Annotated in this window: 18 protein-coding genes and 2 tRNA genes; 12 read left to right on the top strand and 8 right to left on the bottom strand. The window is 68.0% G+C overall.

Features of this window, described 5'->3' with window-relative positions; all coding sequences use genetic code 11:
• Positions 1 to 85 precede the first annotated feature (85 nt).
• Positions 86 to 1,318 (bottom strand): 5-aminolevulinate synthase, encoded by a 1,233-nt coding sequence (gene hemA / locus FL625_RS00265; RefSeq protein WP_149586637.1) that lies wholly within the window; start codon positions 1,316 to 1,318, stop codon positions 86 to 88.
• A 194-nt stretch (positions 1,319 to 1,512) separates the two neighbouring features.
• Between hemA and FL625_RS00260 the strand changes: the two genes are divergently transcribed.
• Both FL625_RS00260 and FL625_RS00255 read left to right on the top strand, forming a co-directional pair.
• Positions 1,513 to 2,898: a dipeptidase gene (locus FL625_RS00260; RefSeq protein WP_149586636.1), complete on the top strand. Its 1,386-nt coding sequence runs from the start codon at positions 1,513 to 1,515 to the stop codon at positions 2,896 to 2,898.
• Entirely contained in the window at positions 2,898 to 3,338 is a 441-nt protein-coding gene (locus FL625_RS00255; protein WP_149586635.1) for a GNAT family N-acetyltransferase, read from the top strand. Before FL625_RS00260 ends, FL625_RS00255 begins: the two co-directional genes overlap by 1 nt.
• Before the next feature lie 52 nt (positions 3,339 to 3,390).
• On the opposite strand, the gene FL625_RS00250 is transcribed toward FL625_RS00255, so the two are convergent.
• From FL625_RS00250 to FL625_RS00240, 3 genes are all read right to left on the bottom strand, one after another.
• Positions 3,391 to 3,654: a DUF1344 domain-containing protein gene (locus tag FL625_RS00250; RefSeq protein ID WP_149586634.1), complete on the bottom strand. Its 264-nt coding sequence runs from the start codon at positions 3,652 to 3,654 to the stop codon at positions 3,391 to 3,393.
• Positions 3,655 to 3,860: 206 nt separating this feature from the next.
• Positions 3,861 to 4,082, bottom strand: coding sequence for an RND transporter (locus FL625_RS00245; RefSeq protein WP_149586633.1), 222 nt, complete (start codon positions 4,080 to 4,082; stop codon positions 3,861 to 3,863).
• A 180-nt stretch (positions 4,083 to 4,262) separates the two neighbouring features.
• Positions 4,263 to 4,339: transfer RNA gene (locus FL625_RS00240), tRNA-Asp, on the bottom strand.
• 88 nt (positions 4,340 to 4,427) lie between these two features.
• Here FL625_RS00240 and FL625_RS18025 point away from each other — a divergent pair.
• Entirely contained in the window at positions 4,428 to 4,595 is a 168-nt protein-coding gene (locus FL625_RS18025; protein ID WP_160147703.1) for a hypothetical protein, read from the top strand.
• A gap of 146 nt (positions 4,596 to 4,741) precedes the next feature.
• On the opposite strand, the gene FL625_RS00235 is transcribed toward FL625_RS18025, so the two are convergent.
• Together FL625_RS00235 and FL625_RS00230 are read right to left on the bottom strand one after the other, a co-directional pair.
• Positions 4,742 to 4,818: transfer RNA gene (locus FL625_RS00235), tRNA-Asp, on the bottom strand.
• Between the two features lie 60 nt (positions 4,819 to 4,878).
• Positions 4,879 to 5,814, bottom strand: coding sequence for a pirin family protein (locus FL625_RS00230; RefSeq protein ID WP_149586632.1), 936 nt, complete (start codon positions 5,812 to 5,814; stop codon positions 4,879 to 4,881).
• Between the two features lie 372 nt (positions 5,815 to 6,186).
• Here FL625_RS00230 and FL625_RS00225 point away from each other — a divergent pair, with 372 nt between their 5' ends.
• The 6 genes from FL625_RS00225 to FL625_RS00200 all read left to right on the top strand — a co-directional run bounded on the left by FL625_RS00225 (position 6,187) and on the right by FL625_RS00200 (position 14,192).
• Positions 6,187 to 8,175, top strand: a complete 1,989-nt coding sequence (locus FL625_RS00225; RefSeq protein ID WP_149586631.1) for a CocE/NonD family hydrolase — start codon at positions 6,187 to 6,189, stop codon at positions 8,173 to 8,175.
• Positions 8,176 to 8,275: 100 nt separating this feature from the next.
• Positions 8,276 to 9,871 (top strand): ABC transporter substrate-binding protein, encoded by a 1,596-nt coding sequence (locus FL625_RS00220; protein WP_149586630.1) that lies wholly within the window; start codon positions 8,276 to 8,278, stop codon positions 9,869 to 9,871.
• A 10-nt stretch (positions 9,872 to 9,881) separates the two neighbouring features.
• Complete coding sequence (locus FL625_RS00215; RefSeq protein ID WP_149586629.1) at positions 9,882 to 10,838, top strand: ABC transporter permease; 957 nt, start codon at positions 9,882 to 9,884, stop codon at positions 10,836 to 10,838.
• Positions 10,835 to 11,650, top strand: a complete 816-nt coding sequence (locus tag FL625_RS00210) for an ABC transporter permease (RefSeq protein WP_149586628.1) — start codon at positions 10,835 to 10,837, stop codon at positions 11,648 to 11,650. Before FL625_RS00215 ends, FL625_RS00210 begins: the two co-directional genes overlap by 4 nt.
• Positions 11,643 to 13,277 (top strand): ABC transporter ATP-binding protein, encoded by a 1,635-nt coding sequence (locus tag FL625_RS00205; RefSeq protein ID WP_149586627.1) that lies wholly within the window; start codon positions 11,643 to 11,645, stop codon positions 13,275 to 13,277. The genes FL625_RS00210 and FL625_RS00205 overlap by 8 nt, the downstream gene beginning before the upstream one ends.
• An 81-nt stretch (positions 13,278 to 13,358) precedes the next feature.
• Positions 13,359 to 14,192 carry an alkaline phosphatase family protein gene (locus tag FL625_RS00200; protein WP_149586626.1) on the top strand — a complete coding sequence of 278 codons (834 nt, stop codon included), beginning with the start codon at positions 13,359 to 13,361 and terminating at the stop codon, positions 14,190 to 14,192.
• 17 nt (positions 14,193 to 14,209) lie between these two features.
• Here FL625_RS00200 and FL625_RS00195 read toward each other — a convergent pair whose 3' ends face one another.
• Positions 14,210 to 14,515 carry a hypothetical protein gene (locus FL625_RS00195; RefSeq protein WP_149586625.1) on the bottom strand — a complete coding sequence of 102 codons (306 nt, stop codon included), beginning with the start codon at positions 14,513 to 14,515 and terminating at the stop codon, positions 14,210 to 14,212.
• Between the two features lie 243 nt (positions 14,516 to 14,758).
• Here FL625_RS00195 and FL625_RS00190 point away from each other — a divergent pair, with 243 nt between their 5' ends.
• The gene (locus FL625_RS00190) at positions 14,759 to 16,777 is read left to right on the top strand and encodes an AfsR/SARP family transcriptional regulator (protein ID WP_149586624.1); all 2,019 of its coding nucleotides are present in this window, start codon (positions 14,759 to 14,761) and stop codon (positions 16,775 to 16,777) included.
• 15 nt (positions 16,778 to 16,792) lie between these two features.
• Here FL625_RS00190 and FL625_RS00185 read toward each other — a convergent pair whose 3' ends face one another.
• Positions 16,793 to 17,173, bottom strand: a complete 381-nt coding sequence (locus FL625_RS00185) for a hypothetical protein (protein ID WP_149586623.1) — start codon at positions 17,171 to 17,173, stop codon at positions 16,793 to 16,795.
• Between the two features lie 144 nt (positions 17,174 to 17,317).
• On the opposite strand from FL625_RS00185, the gene FL625_RS00180 reads away from it, so the two are divergent.
• Both FL625_RS00180 and FL625_RS00175 read left to right on the top strand, forming a co-directional pair.
• Positions 17,318 to 18,376, top strand: a complete 1,059-nt coding sequence (locus FL625_RS00180; protein WP_149586621.1) for a YcaO-like family protein — start codon at positions 17,318 to 17,320, stop codon at positions 18,374 to 18,376.
• A gap of 13 nt (positions 18,377 to 18,389) precedes the next feature.
• On the top strand, positions 18,390 to 20,066 hold the full coding sequence (locus FL625_RS00175; protein WP_149586620.1) for a peroxidase family protein: 1,677 nt from the start codon (positions 18,390 to 18,392) through the stop codon (positions 20,064 to 20,066).
• Positions 20,067 to 20,141 lie beyond the last annotated feature (75 nt).

Here is a 20,141-nt window from a genome sequence, read left to right as displayed (position 1 = left end):
CGGTCGCCTTCCCCAGCGACTCACTGCCTTGTTCTATTGGGCAATCCTTACCACAGGACAAGGCCTTTTCCACGGGGCAAACAGTTCAGGCAACCGCCTCGGCGCGATTCAGCGCACATTGCGCCCAAAGCGCATCCATCGCGCGCACCAGCCGGTCGATCTCGTCCGGCCCATGCACCGGCGAGGGAGTGAAGCGCAGCCGCTCGGTCCCCCGCGGGACGGTGGGGAAATTGATCGGCTGGACGTAGATGCCGTGGTCCTCAAGGAGCATGTCCGACAGCATCTTGCAATGCACCGGGTCGCCGACATGGACCGGGACGATATGGCTGCCATGGTCGATGATCGGCAGGCCCAGCGCCTTCAGCCGGGTCTTCAGGATCCGGGCCTGGGTCTGATGCTGCGCCCGCAGCGCCCGCCCGCCCTCGCCCTTCAGGAACCGGACCGAGGCCGCCGCGCCGGCCGCCACCGCGGGCGGCAAGCTGGTGGTGAATATGAACCCCGGCGCATAGGACCGGATGGCATCCACCATCCTTGCCGAGGCGGCGATATAGCCGCCGAAGACGCCATAGGCCTTGGCCAGCGTGCCGTTGATGATGTCCACCCGGCCCATCTGGCCATCACGCTCGGCCACCCCTGCCCCGCGCGGGCCGTACATGCCCACGGCATGGACCTCGTCCAGGTAGGTCAGCGCGTCGAATTCCTGCGCCAGGTCGCAGATTTCCCTGATCGGGCCGAAGTCGCCGTCCATCGAGTAGATCGATTCGAAGGCGATCAGCTTCGGCGCCGCCGGGTCGTCCGCCGCCAAAAGCTCGCGCAGGTGGGCCAGGTCGTTGTGCCGGAAGATCCGCTTCGCCCCGCCCCCGCGCCGCACGCCCTCGATCATCGAGGCATGGTTCAGCGCGTCGGAATAGATGATGAGGCCCGGAAAGATCGTCCGCAGCGTCGAAAGCGTCGCGTCGTTGGCGATATAGGCCGAGGTAAAGACCAGCGCGGCCTCCTTGCCGTGCAGGTCGGCCAGCTCGGCCTCCAGCGCCTTGTGCCAGACCGTCGTGCCGCTGATGTTGCGCGTGCCGCCCGACCCCGCGCCGGTGGCCTCCAGCGCCGCGTGCATCGCAGCCAGCACCTCGGGATGCTGGCCCATGCCGAGGTAATCGTTGCCGCACCAGACCGTGATGTCCTTCTGCGTCCCGTCCGGGCGGGTCCAGACCGCATGGGGAAACTGGCCCTTGGCGCGCGCGATGTCGATGAAGGTGCGATAGCGCCCCTCGTCGTGCAGGCGTTGCAGGCTGGCGTCGATCGCGTCGTCGTATCTGGTCATGCGTTCCGGTTCCTTGTGCGACGGTTCTGTCCCATCCGCCGCAGGGGTGCCTTGATGTCGGTCAATTGGCGCCTCGGCGCCAGAGGGCGAATTGTCACCCCCTTCGTTCCAGCCCCTCTTAGCGCAGCCCGCCCGCTCTGGACAGTGCCAACCCCGCTGCTAGGCTGGCTTCCGATCACATCCCGGAGAACAGCATGCCCCCCGCCCCGTCGCTCGACGCCGTGCTTGCCCGCATCGACGAATCCCTGCCGCAGTCGCTCGACCGGCTGATGACGCTTCTGCGCATCCCCTCGATCTCGACCGACCCCGCCTACAAGGCCGATTGCGCCCGTGCGGCGGAACATCTGGCCGCCGACCTGTCCTCGCTCGGCTTCGACGCCCGCGCCGCCGCGACCCCCGGTCACCCGATGGTCGTGGCCCATGGCGGCGAGGGGCGCCGGCATCTGCTGTTCTACGGCCACTACGACGTGCAACCCGTTGATCCGCTTGAGCTCTGGCACCGCCCGCCCTTCGACCCCGAGGTGCAGGAAACACCGAAAGGCCGCGTGATCCGCGCGCGCGGCGCCTCGGACGACAAGGGGCAGTTGATGACCTTCATCGAGGCCTGCCGCGCCTGGAAAGAGGTCCACGGCCGCCTGCCGGGCAAGCTGACGATCTTCCTGGAAGGCGAGGAGGAATCTGGCTCGCCCTCGCTCATCCCCTTCCTCGAACAGCACCGGGACGAGCTGTCCTGCGACCTCGCGCTGATCTGCGACACCGGGCTTTACGACGAACATACCCCGGCGATCACCACCATGCTGCGCGGCCTGTGCAAGGCGGAATTCACCATCCGCGCGGCGAACCGCGACCTGCATTCCGGCATGTATGGCGGGCTGGCGCAGAACCCCTTGCACCTGATGGCGCGGCTTCTGGCGGGCCTGCATGATTCGCAGGGCCGGGTGCAGGTGCCGGGCTTCTACGACGACGTGGACGAACTTCCCGACGCGCTGCGGAGCCAATGGCAGGCGCTGGCCTTCGACCATGCCGCCTATCTGGCCGAGGTCGGCCTCTCGGTCCCCGCCGGCGAACAGGACCGCACGCCTCTGGAGCGCATCTGGTCGCGCCCGACCGCCGAGGTGAACGGCATGTGGGGCGGCTATACCGGGGCGGGGTTCAAGACCGTGCTGCCCTCGGAAGCCCATGCCAAGGTCTCGTTCCGCCTCGTCTCGCGCCAGGACCCCGAAAAGATCATCGCGGCCTTCAAGGCCTGGGCCGAAGCGCAGATGCCCGCCGATTGCGAGATCCTCTGGCACGGCGGCAGCGACGGCGCGCCTGCGAGCGTGATGGAAATCTCCGACCCCGCCTTCGAATCCGCCCGCGCCGCGCTGACCGAGGAATGGGGCAAGCCCGCCGCCTTCATCGGATCGGGCGGATCGATCCCGGTCGCGGGCTATTTCAAGACCATCCTCGGGATGGACGCGATGCTGATCGGCTTCGGCAAGGATGACGACAACATCCACAGCCCGAACGAGAAATACGACGTGGAGTCCTTCCACAAGGGCATCCGCGCCTGGGCCCGGATCCTCGCGCGGCTCGCGTGATGGTTGAAATACGCGACGCAACCCCTTCGGACGAAGGGGATTTCCTGCGACTCTGGCAGGGGTTCACCGAAGGCTACAACCTCACCCTGCCGGATGGGGTGACGGCCTTCACCTGGGCGCGGCTGATGGACCCCGCCAACCCCCTGACCGCGCGGCTGGCCTGCATCGACGGCGTGCCGCAGGGCTTTGCCATCCACCAGCACCACCCCTCGACTTGGGTGATGGGCGACGACGGCTATCTGGAAGACCTCTTCGTCGCTCCCCAGGCGCGCGGACAGGGGCTTGGCCGCGCCCTGATCGAGGATCTCATCGCCATCGGCCGGGCGCGGGGCTGGCAGCGGCTCTACTGGCTGACCGAGATCGGCAACACCACGGCGCGCAGGCTCTACGACAGCTTCTGCGCCGATGACGGGCACATCCGCTACCGGATGCGGCTCTGAACGAAAACGGGGGCCTGTCGGCCCCCGTTCCCCGTTCCGTCCCGATGGACGGTCACGATTTCTGGATGGTCACGGCGCTCGCCTCGTGCACCGCGCCCTTCATGTCCCAGATCACCGACACCTTCTCGCCCGCCTTCAGGCCGGGATCCTTGAACCCCTTGGGCAGGACGTAGCTGACCCCGTTGTCCAGCGTCAGGGTCATGGTCCTGGCGTCGAAGCTCTTGACCATGCCCACGGTCGTCGTCGGCGCCGCGATCGCGGCCGAGCCGATGGCGGTCATCAGGACAAGGGTGGCAGGAAGGATGAAGGAACGCATGTTCAGTCTCCGGTTTCGGCCCGCAGCGCGGGTCCGCAGTTCGGGTGTCATCCCGGTCCGTCGCGTCGGTGAGAGGTTTCACCCGGCGGACCCTGACGCCCGGCCCGTCAGATACACCCGACCGGATGTTGCGCACAGGGGGTCTCACAGAGGTGTTCCCGGCCGAAACTACCCGTGATCCGCGCAATTTTCTTGCGCCTGCGGCCCTAGCTCCGGACCAGCGCCATCCGCACCAGCTTGGCGATCAGCAGGAGCCATGGCGCCGCGTGCAGGGCGAGGTCGAACCAGTCGATCGGCTTCACCAGCTCGCCCGCCGCCAGCATCTTCAGCTTCTCCCAGATATGCGGCTCGGGCAGGAACGGCGCGAGGCCCAGGGTCAGGGCGGCAAGGATCAGGATCGACAGGGGGATCTGGTCAAGAAGGGCCATGGGCAGGGGTCCGGTTCGCTGAAAGGGGGCGCGGCTGGCGGGGAGACTATCCCGGTCGGCCCGTCGCCGCCAGCAGGCCCGGGCCGGGCATTCCGTCGCACGAGACAGGCCGAACGCGGCGCAGGCAGGCACCGGCCCCGGGGCTGGCGTTCCGTCTTCCCTGCATGTTCTGGGGAAAGCTGGCGCGGTGGACGGGGCTCGAACCCGCGACCCCCGGCGTGACAGGCCGGTACTCTAACCGACTGAGCTACCACCGCGCGTGGCGGGTCAGATAGTAGGTCGCGCGGTGGGCGTCAAGCGGGAAAGGTGCCGGCACCGCCGCCACGTTCCGCAGGGTTGGAGCCGATGCCTGCCGAAGCCGGCGCTCCGCCCCGACGGCGATACGCGATCAGCGTCGCCATCGACCGGGACGAGGCCGGGACCGTCTCCCGCGGCGTCAGCGTCTCCACCCGGGCGCGCCTCTTCGCCATCGGCGGGATCCAGGTCTCCGCCGCAGCACTCCCCCTGCCCTGACTCGTCTCGTGTGGACAAGAGAGGAGACGCGGAGGCGGAGGTTAAGAAACCCCTAACGTCCGCGATCAATGCACTGAAATCACGACGAAATCGCGAAATGTCCACCGTGGACACCTGCTGGGCTCGTCAACCAATCAGGGGAAGGCTGGCGCGGTGGACGGGGCTCGAACCCGCGACCCCCGGCGTGACAGGCCGGTACTCTAACCGACTGAGCTACCACCGCGCGTGGAGGGCGGGATAGACGCTTCCCCCGGGGGCGTCAATGGGGGAAGCGCGGGTTTTTCTACCGGTCGGGGGCGGGAATGAACTCCGCCTCGTCGCCGGGGGGCAGGCGGAAGCGGCCGTGCATCCAGTCGCCGGCCCGCCAGGCCTCCTTGGCGGCCTCGATCTTCTCGCGGGAAGAGGCGACGAAGTTCCACCAGATGAAGCGGGGGCCGTCCATCGTGGCGCCGCCGAGGAGCATCACCCGCGCACCCTGCGGGCCGGCCTTGACCGAGACCCGGTCTCCGGGGCGGAAGACCAGCATCCTGCCGGCCTCGAAGGTCTGGCCAGCGCAGGTCACCTCGCCGTCAAGGATGTAAACGCCCCGGTCCTCGTGGTCGTCGGGCAACGGGATCGCCGCGCCGGGGGCGAGGCGGGCGTCGGCATAGAAGACCTCGGACGGCATCTCGAGTCCCACCCGTTCACCCCAGGCGTGGCCGAGGATCAGGCGGACCTGTTTCCCCTCGCCTTCCAGTTCGGGCAGCTGGTCCTTCCCGACATGGGCGAAGGCAGTGGCATCTTCCTCGCGGTCCTTCGGCAGGGCGAGCCAGGTCTGCAGGCCCAGCATCGACATCGGCTGGCGCCGGGCCTCGCCATCGGTGCGTTCGGAATGGGTGATCCCCTGCCCCGCGAGCATCCAGTTCACGGCGCCGGGTTCGATCCAGGCGTCGGTGCCCAGGCTGTCGCGGTGGTGGAGGCGGCCCTTCAGCAGGTAGGTCACGGTGCCGAGGCCGATGTGGGGATGGGGTCGCACGTCGATGCCGTCGCCGGTCAGGAACTCGGCCGGGCCCATCTGGTCGAAGAAGATGAAGGGGCCGACCATCTGCCGCTGGGCCGAGGGGAGGGCACGCCGGACCTCGAACCCGCCGAGGTCGCGGGCGCGGGGGACGATGACGGTCTCGATGGCGTCGACCTGGGTGCCGATCGGGATCGAGGGGTCGAGAAGCGGGTTCCACATGGGGTGTCTCCTTTGCAGGGGAAGGTAGCCCCCCGGGGGTAAATTTTCATCAGGCTCGTGCCGCGCGGTCTGTGTGCGGGGGTGAACAGGCGAGGGTGTCCACGGTGGACAATCTCCGTAAAGTATTTGGAATCAATTGGTTGGTCGCGGACGTTAGGGGTTTCTTTACATCTGCGGAATTTGGAATTTGAGGCGGCTCGTCGTCGACTTCGTCGCTCCTCGCTGGGACTGCGGGCGGCTCGTGGTCGACTTCGTCGCTCCTCGCGGGCGGCACCGCGACGAGAAGCCGAAGGCGCACGAGGAGCTCACACGGCGCTTGAATTGTACGACCGGATAATATCCGATGCGGTCAGAGAATCGGAGGGGTGGCGCGTGACGGTCAGGTCTGAGTTTCCCGAGGCGATCACCGAAATCGAAGACCTGGCCATTCCGATGCCGGACGGCACACGGCTTTCGGCCCGGGTCTGGATGCCTGCCAACGCCGCAGCAAGACCCGTCCCGGCTGTGCTGGAATACATCCCCTACCGCAAGCGCGACGGGACCCTGCCGAGGGACGAGCTGATGCACCCCTATGTCGCCGGGCACGGCTATGCCTGCGTGCGGGTGGACATCCGGGGCAACGGCGACAGCGACGGGCTGATGGAGGACGAATATTCGGCGCAGGAGTTGCAGGACGCCTGCGACGTGATCGCCTGGCTGGCCCGCCAACCCTGGTGCTCGGGCAGCGTGGGGATGATGGGCAAGAGCTGGGGCGGCTTCAACTGCCTGCAGACGGCCTTCCTGCAACCGCCTGCGCTGAAGGCCGTCATCAGCGTCTATTCCACCACGGACCGTTTCGCCGACGACATCCATTTCAAGGGCGGCGCGCTTCTGGGCGAGAATTTCGGCTGGGGGTCGGTGATGCTGTCCTATTCTTCGCGTCCGCCCGACCCGCTCTTGCGCAACGACTGGCGCGAGACCTGGCTGCGGCGGCTGGAGAACCAGCCCTTCCATGCCCCCGGCTGGGCGGCGCACCAGACGCGGGACGCCTACTGGAAGCACGGCTCGATCTGCGAGGACTGGGACCGGATGACCACGCCGATCCTGTCCATCGGCGGCTGGAACGACAATTACATGAATACGGTCGCGCATCTGATGGAGCAGGCGCGCGGGCCGGTGAAAGGGATCATCGGGCCCTGGGTGCACCAGTATCCGCACACGGCGGTGCCGGGGCCGCGGATCGGCTTCCTGCAACTGGCGATCCGCTGGTGGGACCGCTGGCTGAAGGGTATCGAGAACGGGGCCGAGGATGATCCGGCCTTCCGCGCCTACCTGCTGCATTCCGCGCCGCCAAATCCGAGTGCAAAGCATCGGGATGGCCACTGGATCGCGGAGGCTGAGTGGCCGACGCCTCGGGTCGGCCGACAGGTGTTGCCGGTTTCGGACGCGGGCCTCGGGGTGGCGGGGGCGCTGTCCGCCAGCGTCTGCACACCGCAGCATCTGGGGATGGCGGCGGGCGAGTTCTTCCCGATGGGGCTGAATGCCGAGATGGCGGGCGACCAGCGCACGGATGACGCGCTGTCGGTCTGTTTCGATGGCGCGCCGCTGGCCGAACCGCTGGAGCTGCTTGGCGCGGCGAAGCTGTCGCTGCGGCTGGCGTCGGACAAGCCCATGGCCTTCCTCGTGGCGCGGCTCTGCGACGTGGCCCCGGACGGGTCCTCGGTGCGGATCGCGCATGGCATCCTGAACCTCTGCCACCGCCGCAGCGCCGAGGCGCCGGAGCCGATGGAGCCGGGCGTGCCGGAGGATGTGGTGCTGGTGCTGGACCAGATGGGCTATCGCGTTGCGGCGGGTCATCGCCTGCGGCTGGCCCTGTCCACGACCTACTGGCCCTTTGTCTGGCCCTCGCCCGAGGCCGCGACGCTGGAGATCACGCAGGCCAGTCTGGACCTGCCGGTTCATGAGGGCACGCGGACGGAATGGGAGCCGCCGCCGGCCGAGACCGCGAAGCCCTGGGCGCACCGGGTGCTGCGGCCGGGGTCGGCCAGCCGCCGGGTGGAGAGCGACCTGATCGCCGGGACCCATGCGCTGGTCGTCGCGGAGGACACGGGCGACACCGAGAACCTGGACCACGGGCTGGTCAGCGGCGAGACGACGACCGAACGCTGGGAGATCGCGGCCGATCCCTTGTCGGCGCGGGCCGAGATCACCTGGGAACAGCGGCTGTCGCGCGGCGACTGGCGGGTCAGGACCCGGGCCGAGACGGTGATGAGCGCCACAGCGTCGCATTTGCGCATGCAGGCGAGGCTCACCGCTTGGGAGGGTGAAACGGTCGTCTTCCAGCGGGACTGGGACGAGGAGGTGGCACGGAAGTTTGTGTGAGGGCGTGCGAAAAAACGTTTGTCGCAAGGGCCGGATCGCAGTCTATTGATTCAACAGTCAACAAAAGAATCCCCCAAAGCGGGGCAACAGGGAGACGAGGATGAACGACAAGGTGAACCAGCTGGACTGGATGGTGGCGCAGGCAAAGGCGGGCCGAATGAGCCGGCGCGAGTTCGTCGGGCGGACGACGGCCCTGGGCGTCTCGGCGGGGCTTGCCTCGGCGCTGTTCGGCAAGGCGGTGCAGGCCCAGGCCAAGAAGGGCGGCGTGCTGCGCGCCGGCATGCAGGGCGGGGAATCGACGAACAGCCTCGACCCGGCGCTGGCCGCGTCCGAGGTGCCCTTCGCGGTCAACATGACCTGGGGCGAGATGCTGGTGGACGTGGCACCGGACGGGTCGATCGACTACCGGATCGCCGAGGAGATCAGCTCGAACGCCGATGCGACGGAGTGGAAGTTCAAGATCCGCCAGGGGGTCGAGTTCCATGACGGCAAGACGGTGACGGCCGAGGACGTGGTGGCGACGCTGAAGCGGCACACCGACGAGAAGAGCCAGTCGGGCGCGCTGGGCATCGTGCAGGGCATCGCCGAGATGGTGGCGGAAGGCGACATGGTGACGCTGAAGCTGGCCTCGGGCAATGCCGACCTGCCCTATCTGATGGCGGACTATCACCTGGTGATCCAGCCGGGCGGCGGCATCGACAACCCGGCCGCGGGGATCGGCGCCGGGGCCTACAAGGTGACGGTGAACGAGCCCGGCGTGCGCCATGTGTTCGAGCGGCATCCGAACTACTGGGACGCGGCCAATGGCGCGCATGCCGATCAGGTCGAGATCATCGTCATCAACGACAATACCGCGCGGACGGCGGCGTTGCAGTCGGGCCAGATCCACATGATGAACCGGGTCGATCCGAAGATCGTTGCTCTTCTGCAGGGGGCCCCTGGCATCACGATCGAGCACGCACCGGGCCGCGGGCACTATGTGTTCATCATGCATTGCGACAAGCCGCCCTTCGACAACAACGATCTGCGGATGGCGCTGAAGCTGGCGATCAACCGCAAGGAGCAGGTGGAGAAGATCCTCGGCGGGCTGGGGTCGGTCGGAAACGACTTCCCGATCAACGCGGCCTATCCGCTGTTCGACGACACGATCCCGCAGCGCGAATACGATGCGGCGGCGGCGGCGGAGTATTACAAGAAGTCCGGCCACGACGGCAGCCCGATCATCCTGCGCACGGCGCCCGGGGCCTTCCCCGGCGCGGTGGATGCGGCGAACCTGTTCGCAGCCTCGGCCAACGCGGCGGGCATTCCCCTGCAGGTGCAGCTGGAACCCGACGACGGCTACTGGTCGAACGTCTGGAACGTGCAGCCCTTCTGCGCCAGCTACTGGGGCGGTCGTCCGGTGCAGGACCAGATGTATTCGACGGCCTACCTCTCCACCGCGGAATGGAACGACACCAAGTTCAAGAACGCGAGGTTCGACGAACTTCTGGTGGCGGCGCGGGCCGAGCTGGACCAGGACAAGCGCAAGGCCATGTATTCGGAAATGGCCCATATCCTGCGCGACGAGGGCGGCCTGATCCTGCCGATGTTCAACGACTGGGTCGAGGCGCGGCGCGAGGAAGTGGCGGGCTGGCAGCCCGACCCGAACGGGGAACTGATGAACGGCAAGGCGCTGATCAAGTGCTGGCTGGCCTGAGGCCCGGTCCGTGCATCCGATCCTGAAACTGGTGGTCCAGCGCATCGCGCTGGGCCTCCTCCTGCTGCTGGCGGTGTCGGCTGTGATCTTCCTGGGCGTAGAGGCGCTGCCGGGCGATACCGCGCAGGCGATCCTCGGCCAGTCGGCGACCCCGCAGGCGCTGGAGAACCTGCGCGAGAAGCTGGGGCTGAACGAGCCGCCGCTCACGCGCTATTTCACCTGGCTCGGCGGGGTCCTGACCGGGGATCTGGGCAAGTCGCTGACCAACGGCGTCGACATCGCCCAGGCGATCGGGCAGCGGCTGGGCAACACGCTGTTCCTGGCCGGATGCGCCGCCGTGATCGCCGTGCCGCTGGCGATCCTTCTGGGCCTGATCGCCGCGCGCTATGCCGGGCGCTGGCCGGACAAGCTGATCTCGGCCGTCACGCTGACCACGATCAGCCTGCCCGAATTCGTCGCGGCCTATTTCGTCATCTTCCTCCTGACCCAGCTTTTCCCCGTCTTCCAGCCGGTCGCCATGGTCTTTCCCGGCATGAGCTTCTGGGCCAAGCTGCACGCGATCGCGCTCCCCGTCATCGTGCTGGTGCTGGTCGTCCTGGCCCACATGATGCGGATGACCCGGGCGGCGATCCTGAACGTGATGCAGTCGGCCTATATCGAGACCGCCGAACTCAAGGGCCTGTCGCCGATGACCATCATCTGGAAGCACGCCTTCCCGAACGCCATCGCGCCGGTCGTGTCGGTGGTCATGCTGAACCTCGCCTACCTCGTCGTCGGGGTCGTCGTGGTCGAGGTCGTCTTCGGCTACAACGCGCTTGGCCAATACCTCGTCGATCACGTCACCAAGCGCGACCTGCCGGTGGTGCAGGCCGTGGGGCTGATCTTCGCCGCCGTCTACATCTTCCTGAACATGCTGGCCGACATCATCGGCATCCTTGCCAACCCGCGCCTGAGGCACCCGAAATGAGGATGCCGCTTTCCGCCCTGATCGGTCTGGTCCTGACCGGAACCTTCCTCTTCATCGCGATCTTCGCGCAGTGGATCGCGCCCTATCCGCTGGACGACAGTTCCGGCGGCCAGTGGGAAGGCTTCTCGGCCGCGCACTGGCTGGGCACCGACACCATCGGCCGCGATATCCTGAGCCGGCTGATCTATGGCGCGCAGGTCACGATCTTCGTGGCGCTGGCCTCATCGCTTCTGGCCTTTGCGCTGGGGGCCTTCTTCGGCTTTCTCGCCGCGGTCAAGGGCGGCTGGATCGACCAGCTTCTGTCGCGGCTGGTCGATCTGATGATGGCCATCCCCTCGCTGATCGTGGCACTGGTCATGCTGTCGGTCCTGCCCCTGAACCTGACCGTGCTGATCCTGGTCATGGGCATCCTCGATTCGACCCGCGTCTTCCGGCTGAGCCGCGCCGTCGCGGTGGACATCGCGGTGATGGACTATGTCGAGGCCGCACGGCTGCGGGGCGAGAAGGGCGGCTGGATCATATTCCGCGAGATCCTGCCCAATGCCCTGTCTCCGCTGGTGGCCGAGTTCGGCCTGCGCTTCATCTTCGCGGTCCTGTTCATCTCGACGCTCTCGTTCCTCGGCCTCGGCATCCAGCCGCCGCTGGCGGACTGGGGCGGCATGGTGAAGGAGAACAAGGATGGCCTGATCTACGGCAAGTCGGCGGCGCTGTTGCCCGCGGCCGCCATTGCGGCGCTGGCGATCAGCGTGAACCTGGTCGCCGACTGGATCCTGACCCGGACCTCGAGCCTCAAGGGAGGGCGCGGTGGCTGATCCCCTGTTGCAGATCAAGGGCCTGGTGATCGAAGCGACCTCCTATCCTCCGGGAGAGCCGCCGAAGACCGTGACGCTGGTGCATGGCGTGGACCTGACGCTGGAGAGGGGGCGCGTGCTGGGGCTGATCGGCGAATCCGGGGCGGGCAAGTCCACCATCGGCCTGTCGGCCATGGCCTACGGGCGGGGCGGCGTCCGGCTGACGGGGGGCACGATCCACCTGAACGGGCGCGAGATCCGGCTGGCCGATGCGCGCAGCCTGCGGCGCCTGCGCGGGCGCGAGGTGACCTATGTGTCGCAGTCGGCCGCCGCCAGCTTCAACCCGGCCAAGCAGATCATGGAGCAGGTGATCGAGACCTGCCTGAGCCACGGGTTGTGCAGCAAGGCCGAGGCCGAGGCCCGGGCGCGGGGGCTGTTCCGCAAGCTCGGCCTGCCGAACCCGGACACGATCGGCAACCGCTATCCGCACCAGGTCTCGGGCGGGCAGTTGCAGCGCTGCATGACGGCGATGGCGCTGTGCCCGAAGCCGGACCTGGTGATCTTCGACGAGCCGACGACCGCGCTGGACGTGACCACCCAGATCGACGTGCTGGCCGCGATCAAGGAGGCGATCCGCGATACCGGTGTGGCGGCGCTTTACATCACGCATGACCTTGCCGTCGTGGCGCAGGTCGCCGACGAGATCATGGTGCTGCGCCATGGCCGGATGGTCGAACTTGGCGAGACCGGGCAGATCATCCACCGGCCGGTGCAGGACTACACGAAGGCGCTGGTCTCGGTCCGGGGCCTCGACCATGCCGAGAAGCCCCCTGCCCCGCCGGTCCTGCAGGTGCAGAACGTCACGGCGCGTTACCGGGGCACGAATTTCGACGTGCTGAAGAACGTGTCGATCGATCTGCCGGCGGGTCAGACGCTGGCGGTGGTGGGCGAGTCGGGGTCGGGGAAATCGACGCTGGCGCGGGCGATCACCGGGCTGTTGCCGCCGTCCCAGGGCCGGATCACCTTTGCCGGGCGCGAGCTGTCAGCGGATCTGGCCGGGCGGACGAAGGACGACCTGCGCGAGATCCAGATGATCTACCAGATGGCCGACACCGCGATGAACCCGCGGCAGACGGTGGGCACGATCATCGGCCGGCCGCTGGAGTTCTACTTCGGCCTGAAGGGGGCGGAGCGCGACAGGCGGGTGCAAGAGCTTCTGGACCAGATCGAAATGGGCAAGGGCTTTGCCGACCGCTATCCGGCGGAACTGTCGGGGGGGCAGAAGCAGCGGGTCTGCATCGCGCGGGCGCTGGCGGCGAAGCCGAAGCTCATCATCTGCGACGAGGTGACGAGCGCGCTGGACCCGCTGGTGGCGGACGGGATCCTGAAGCTGCTACTGGCGCTGCAGGCACAGGAGCACGTCGCCTACCTGTTCATCACCCATGACCTGGCGACGGTGAAGGCGATTTCCGACAAGATCGCGGTGATGTTCAAGGGCGCGGTCGTGCGCTACGGCCAGAAGTCCGACGTGCTGACGCCGCCGTTCGACGATTACACCGATCTTCTCCTGTCCTCGGTGCCCGAGATGGAACTGGGCTGGCTGGAGCAGGTGATCGCGCACCGCAAGATGGAGAGCGCAGGGAACTGAACCGCCGCTCGTCGTTGGACTGCGTCCCTCCTCGCTGGGGGCCTCCCGACGAGAAGCCGAAGGCGCACGAGGAGGCTTTTCTTGACCAAGTTGCTGCTCATCATCCTGGACGGGGTGCCTTACCGCAACTGGCGGCGGCTGTTCGGCAACCTGGAAGGCTGGGTCGAACAGGGCGAGGCCCGGGTGCGGCGGATGCGCTCGGTGCTGCCCTCGACCTCGGCCTCGTGCTATGCCTCGATCCACACCGGCCTGCCGCCGCAGGTGCACCGGATCTGGGACAATGCCGACATCCGGCGGCTGGAGTTTCCCGATGTCTTCGGCGAGTTGACGAAGGCGGGCCTGAAGACCGGGGCGGTCACGCACAGCTACTGGTCGGAGTTCTTCAACCGCGCGCCCTTCGACGTGGTGCGCGACATCGAATACGACGAACCCGAAGGGCCCATCACTCATGGCCGGTTCCACACCATGCACGGCTATGGGCACGCGAACCAGATGACGCCCTCGGACTACGACCTCTTCGGCACGCTGACGCGGCTGTGCGAGGTCAAGGGCATCGACTACGGCATCCTGCACACCTGCACGCTGGACAGCATGGGGCACCGCTTCTTCCACGATTGCGTCGAGATGGACCACGCCTGCGGCCATCTCGATGCCGTGCTGGCCCCCTTCATCCACCGCTGGCGGCAGGCGGGATACGAGGTGATCGTCACCGCCGACCACGGCCAGGACGCGCGCGGGCATCATGGCGGGACGGGCGAGGAGCAGCGCGACTTCGCCTTCTACTATTTCGGCGCAAGCCCGCTGCCGCCCGAGGACCAGGTGCTGGACCAGCTGGCGCTGGCCCCGTCGATCCTGACGCGGATGGGGGTGCCGGTGCCCGCGACAATGACGGCCGCGCCTTTCCTGACCGGCTGAAAGGCGCGGCCGCAGGGCTATTTCGCGGCCAGTCCGAGCGTCAACCGGACTTCGGACGCGCAGGCCATGTAGCTGGCGCGGGCGGAATGGCCGTTGCCGGCAGAGGACCGGCCGGTCCGCTCTTCGGCGGCCACCCGGCGCAGCGCGAGGCAGGTCTGGACCTTGTCGGTGTAATCGGCCCTGAGGGCCTGGCATTCGGCCGAGGCCGAGCCGGTGGCGCCGGTCAGGGGGCAGTTTTCCAGCATCCGGGCGGCGGTCTCGGCCAGAAGGGGTGTGGCGCCTGCCGCGAACAGGGCAAGCAGCGATGCGATGAGGGTTTTCATCCCGATCTCCGTTCAAATGGATCTGTCTGAAAATGCGCTTCCCCTTCCCCGGATCGCGGCGAAGGACAGGATCTGGTCTAGGGCATCAGCGTGATTTTCGCGTGACACCAGCGCCAAATCGGTAGCGGGCCGGGCAACCCTGGCGCCGGAACGCCGGATTAGGGTGGATTTCCCGATCGTCGTCTGTTGAAAGGCCGCGTGTCTCTGTGCATCGTTAACCTCTGTAATCCCGAACGGTATCGCATGTTTCGCTTCCAGGTTGATCTCCTCGGTGCCTGCCGGGTCGCGCGTGTCGCGACCGGAGAGGAACTGGCGTTCCGGACGCGGAAGACGCGGCTGCTTCTTGGCCTTCTCCTTCTGTCGCCCGGCCAAAGGATGAACCGCGAACAGCTTGCCTCGCTGCTCTGGGACCCCGCGCCCGAATCGCTGGCGCGTTCCAGCCTGCGGCAGGCGCTGCGCGAGCTGAAGGAAGTGCTGGGCCCGGAGAACGAGGATGTGGTCGAAGCCGACCGCTTTTCCGTCGGGCTGAAGGCTCAGGCCTTCGACCTGGACGTGCGCCGGTTCCGCGAGCTGATCGCGACGGCGGTGCATGACCAGAATGCGCTCCTCTCGGCGGCGGCGCTGTGGCAGGGCGAGCTGTTCGGCCCGGCCCAGCCCAGTGCGCCGGTCTTCGAGGCCTGGTTGCAGATCGAGCGGTCGCAGCTGCGGTCGGTCCTGACCTCGGCCCTGACCGACCAGCTGGAAAAGCTGATCGCCGCCAATGCCTTCACCGATACCCGCATCGCCGAGGAACTGGTGCGGATCGAACCCAGCCACGAGTTGGCGCACCAGTTCCTCATGCGCTTTCACGCCCAGCGCGGCGACCAGTCGGCGGCCTTGCGGCAATACGGGCTGCTGGAACAGGCGCTGGCCGAGGAACTGGACAGCGAACCGAGCGAGGCCTCGAATGCGCTTCTCGTCGCGATCAAGAGCGGCGAGGTCTCGCTTCAGCGCCCTGCCACTGCACCCGCCGCCCCCGCCGCGCCCCTGACGCGCAGCGGCCCGCCGCGCATCACCATCCGCCCGCCGCTGACCCGCTACACCGACAACAGCAAGGACTACCTGGGCGAGGGCTTTGCCTTCCTGGCAAAGTCCTGCCTGTCGCGGTTCCGCTGCTGGATCGTCATCCCCTGGCCGTCGAGCGGCTTCGACTCGACCACCGCCGTTGACTTCACCGCCGTGGGCCAGGTGATCGACGCCGATTTCGCGGTGGACTGCGTGCTGGACTGGCGCACGGGCAGCGGCAAGCTGTTCGTCACCCTGATCGACTGCCGCGACGGCAGCGAGGTCTGGTCCCAGCTCTACCCGGTGGCCGAGCACGAGTTGCAGGAGGTCAGTTCGTCCGTCGCGGGTGCGGTGGCGGCGAACCTGGCCAGCCAGGTGAACCACATCACGCTCTTGCGCCATGCGCGGTCCACGCCGGGCAATCCGGTGGCCTATGACCTTTGGCTGAAGGGGCACCAGCTGTCGCGGCTGTGGTCGGCCGAGGCCGACGCCGAGGCCGAGGCGCTGTTCCTGAGAGCGATCGAACTGGATCCTGGTCTGGCCAGCGCCCATGCGAGCCTGGCGCAGATCCTGAGCACGCGCTGCATGGTCCGACCGGGCTATCCCAACCGCAAGGCCGATTGCGCAGCCGCCTTCCGCCACGCGCGCGAGGCCATCGCGCTCGACCCCTACGATCCGCGCTGCCACATCAGCATGGCCTGGAACTGGGCCATCGCGCGGTCGCCGGAACGGGCCAATTCGCATTTCCGGCTGGCGGTGGACATGAACCCGCACGATGCCGAGACGCTGATCGCGGCGGCGAGCGGGCTGGGCTTCCTCGGCCATGTCGATCTGGCGAAGGACCTGGCAGAGCAGGCCCTGCGGCTGAACCCGATCTATCCGGAATATTACATCGCCTATCTGGCCGGCATCCATTTCATGGCGGGCGACCATGAGGCGACCATCGCAACGGTCGAGAAATGCCCCGACGGCTTTCCGGACCTCGGGGTCTGGGCGGTGGCCTCCTACGCGCATCTCGGGCAGGCGCAGGAGGCGGCGCGCGCCTACGGCACCTTCCGCCGGATCGCGACGCAGATGTGGGAGGGCGGCTCTGCCCCGGCCGAGGAAGAGCTGGAGGCCTGGGTGCTGGACACCCTGCCGATCAACTGGCCCGAGGGCCGGCTTGCCCTGCAGAAGGGCATCCGGATGGCCCGGGCCATGGCCGTGGAGACCGCCTGAGCCGGATCCCGCCGCCTAGCGGCAATGCCGCATGAAATAGCGGGCCAGCAGCACCTTGAACCGGGTGGACTTGCCATTGCCGTAGGACGGTTCGTCCGCCACGTCGGGCACGGTCTTCAGCACGTCCGCAGAGGGTATGCGCACATGCATCCGGTTCGGCGTGTCGTAGACCGGCACGATCTGGACGCTGTCGGGGATCTCGCCGTTGGGTCCGGCGCCTGGCCCGTCATATCGGTAGCCGTTGGCATGCAGCCAGCCGCGCGTGTCGTCGTTGAACTTCTTCCATTCCGAGTTCGGCGTGTCCTTGAACACGCTTTTCGCAACCCGCAGGATTGCCTCGCCGGTCTCTTCCTGATCGGCGATCGAATTGCTTTTCAGGTTGAAGAATCCCACCATTCCCCTGTCTCTCCCTGTGTCCTGGCTGTTTCCGCCCCTGCTGTCGGATCACTATCCGGCCGGTTCGTGATGCCAGCGTGAAATGCGCCGGCAGCGTCCGATTCCGTCCTTGATCCTGTCCGTCATCCTGCCTTGAATACGCGCATGAAGCAAAATCCGGCCGAGATGATCGCCAAGATGGCGCGCGCCCTGGGCGAGGATTTCCACCTCATGGCCCTCGACGCACCCGAGGCACCGCTGTTCCTGGCCGTCGCCCTGCCGACGGAAGAGGGGGTGACGGGGTTGAAGCCGCGTCTGCCGGCGGGACGGGGGCTGACGCCGCAGCAGGCGATGCTGGCGGCGGGGGCCGAGGCGCTGGAACTGCGGGCAAGCCTGGCGCAGCACCACCTCCCGGACCTGCGCACCCTGCCGCGGCGCGACGGGATCGCCATGGTCGCTGCGACCGATCTGGTCAGCGGCGAGACGGTCGAGGTGCCGGCGCAGGAGGTCTATCTGGACTGCGCGGCGGTCCTGGGCGAGCCCCTGCGCGAGGATGCCGGTTCCACCGGCTGCGCGGTGGGGCCCGACCGCGACAGCGCCATTGCGCGGGGCCTCTGGGAATGTGTGGAACGCGACGCGGTGGCGCTGTGGTGGCACGGGCGGCGGCCGGGCGGGGCGGTGGCGACCGAGATCATCGATGCCCACCAGCCGAGGCTCTTCTGGTGGCTGCACCAGCGCGCCCGCGAGACCCGGCTGATCGAGGTGACGAGCGACATCGGCCTGCCGGCGGTGGTGGCGGTGGCCGCCGATCCGGACGGGCGGAGGGTCGCCATGGGCTCGGCCGCGCGGCCGGTGCTGGCGGATGCGGCACTCGCCGCGGTGACCGAGATGGTGCAGACCGAGGTCAGCCTCGACCATGCGCGCGAGGCGGGCGATCCGGAGGCGGCGGCCTGGCTGGCCGCCGCCTCGCTGACCGACCAGCCGCAGTTCCGCCCCGGTCCGGAACGGGCCACTCCGCCGCTGGAGATGGCCGGGCTGCTGGAACGGCTGGGCGGGCTGGGCCACCGGGCGCTGGGGGTCGAGATGACCCTGCCGGGCGACCCGCTGCCCGCGGTGCGGGTCCTGGTGCCCGGGCTTTGCGCGATGCGGGGCCGGACGCAGTGCCCACGCTTTGCCAGGCTCTGTCCCGACCTGCCGCCCCCGACCCTGCCCGAACCCTTCTGACCGCGAGGCCGCCATGCCGCCGATCTCGACCCCGCACAGCCTGTTCGGCGCAACGCCCGCCCCCGCAGCGCCGAGGGCCGAGGCGGCAGGGGCCTCGCAGTCGGGCTACTGCTATCTGTTCCCGGATCTGGCCCGGCGGGCCGATGTCGGCTGCTTTCGCGGCACCACTCCGGCCGAGACCTTCCGGCGGCTAAGGGCCTTCGAGAAGGACAGCCGCACCGCCCTGACCACGCCGCAGGTCCTGCCGATGCGGCTGGCGCCGGTCTATACCTATTTCGGACAGTTCGTGAACCACGACATCTCCGCCCCCGTGGGCGATGTGGTCACGCTGCCCGCACCGCCCGAGGGCACCGGCGTGATCGACGCCGGGCTGCCGCCCGGGCTGGACCGGGTCCACCGGGCCTCGCCCAGGGTGATCCTGGCGAATTTCGTCAACGAACAGGCCGAGCCCCTGGCGCTGGACAGCCTCTACGGCGACGGGCCCGACAGCGCCGACCCGGGGATCCGGGCGCTTTATGCCCCGGACGGCAAGCGGTTCCGGCTGGGCAGGACCAGGCGCGAGCCGCCGGAATTCTTCGAGGAAAAGGGCCTGAAGCCCGCGCGCATCCATCACGACACGGACGCGCCCGACATCCTGCGCCGGGACGGGCAGCCGCTGATCGCCGACCGGCGGAACGACGAGAACCTGATCATCAGCCAGCTGCACCTGGCGCTGATGCTGGTCCACAACAAGGCCGTCGCCGCGCTGGAAGGCGAGGCCCCGGATGCGGCGACCTGTTTCGCCCGCGCCCGGCAGCTGGTCACGCTGCACTACCACTGGCTGATCCTGCACGACTTCCTGGCGAACCTCCTGTCGCCTGCCACTCTGGCGACGCCCTTCGCCAACCGGGCGCAGAAGCTCCCCGGCCCGCGGCTGGTGCCGCTGGAATTCACCACCGCGGCCTTCCGCTTCGGCCATTCCATGGTCGGGGCCAGCTATGACTTCAACCGCAACTTCGGCCGCGGCGGGCCGATCGACCGCCGGGGGGCCAAGTTGCAGGACCTGTTCGACTTCACCACCCATCGCAACATGGGCCAGCCCGGGCTGGCCGAGACGCTGCAACTGCCCGACCACTGGGTGATCGACTGGAACCGGATGACCCGGACGCCGAAGGGCGCCACCGGGGCCGAGCGGATCGACCTGACCTTCGCGCCCGGGATGTTGAGCGCGATGGGCACCTCCGAGATCGCCGTGCATGGGTCGATCCTCTTCCGCAACCTGATGCGCGGCTTCCAGCGCCGGATCGCCTTCGGTCAGGTGCTGGCCGGGGCCTGCGGGCTGGAGGCGCTGGACGAGGACCAGCTGCGCGACGCCCTGCCCGACAGCCGGCCGCCGGGCGCGAAGGGCTTGCGCGAACTGGCCGAGGAGCTGGGCATGCTGGCCGAGACGCCGGCCTGGCTTTATGTGCTGGCCGAGGCGCGGCACCATGGCCAGGGCGAGCGGCTGGGTCCGGTCGCCAGCGAGATCGTCGCCGACACGATCATCGGCCTGATGCGCCACATGCCGCAGTCGATCCTGAACCACCAAGGCGGGCATTGGCATCCGCTGAAAAGCCCGCTCAGGGGCCCCGGCAAGCGGGCGCTGACCTCGCTGCGGGCCTTCCTGCGCTTTGCCGTGCAGAATTCCCACAACGCCCTCGCACCGGCGTGATCGGCGAGGCGTCGGGCTGGACAGAGGGTCAGTTTCGCTGCATAGACGCGCTCGTCGGGCCCCGGCGCAGCGCCG

Origin of the sequence: Tabrizicola flagellatus (genome assembly GCF_008271465.1) — a bacterium.
In the GTDB taxonomy this organism is placed as follows: Bacteria; Pseudomonadota; Alphaproteobacteria; order Rhodobacterales; family Rhodobacteraceae; genus Tabrizicola; species Tabrizicola flagellata.
The sequence above is the reverse complement of the archived record's forward strand: the minus strand, read 5'-3'. Positions and strand labels throughout refer to the sequence as shown.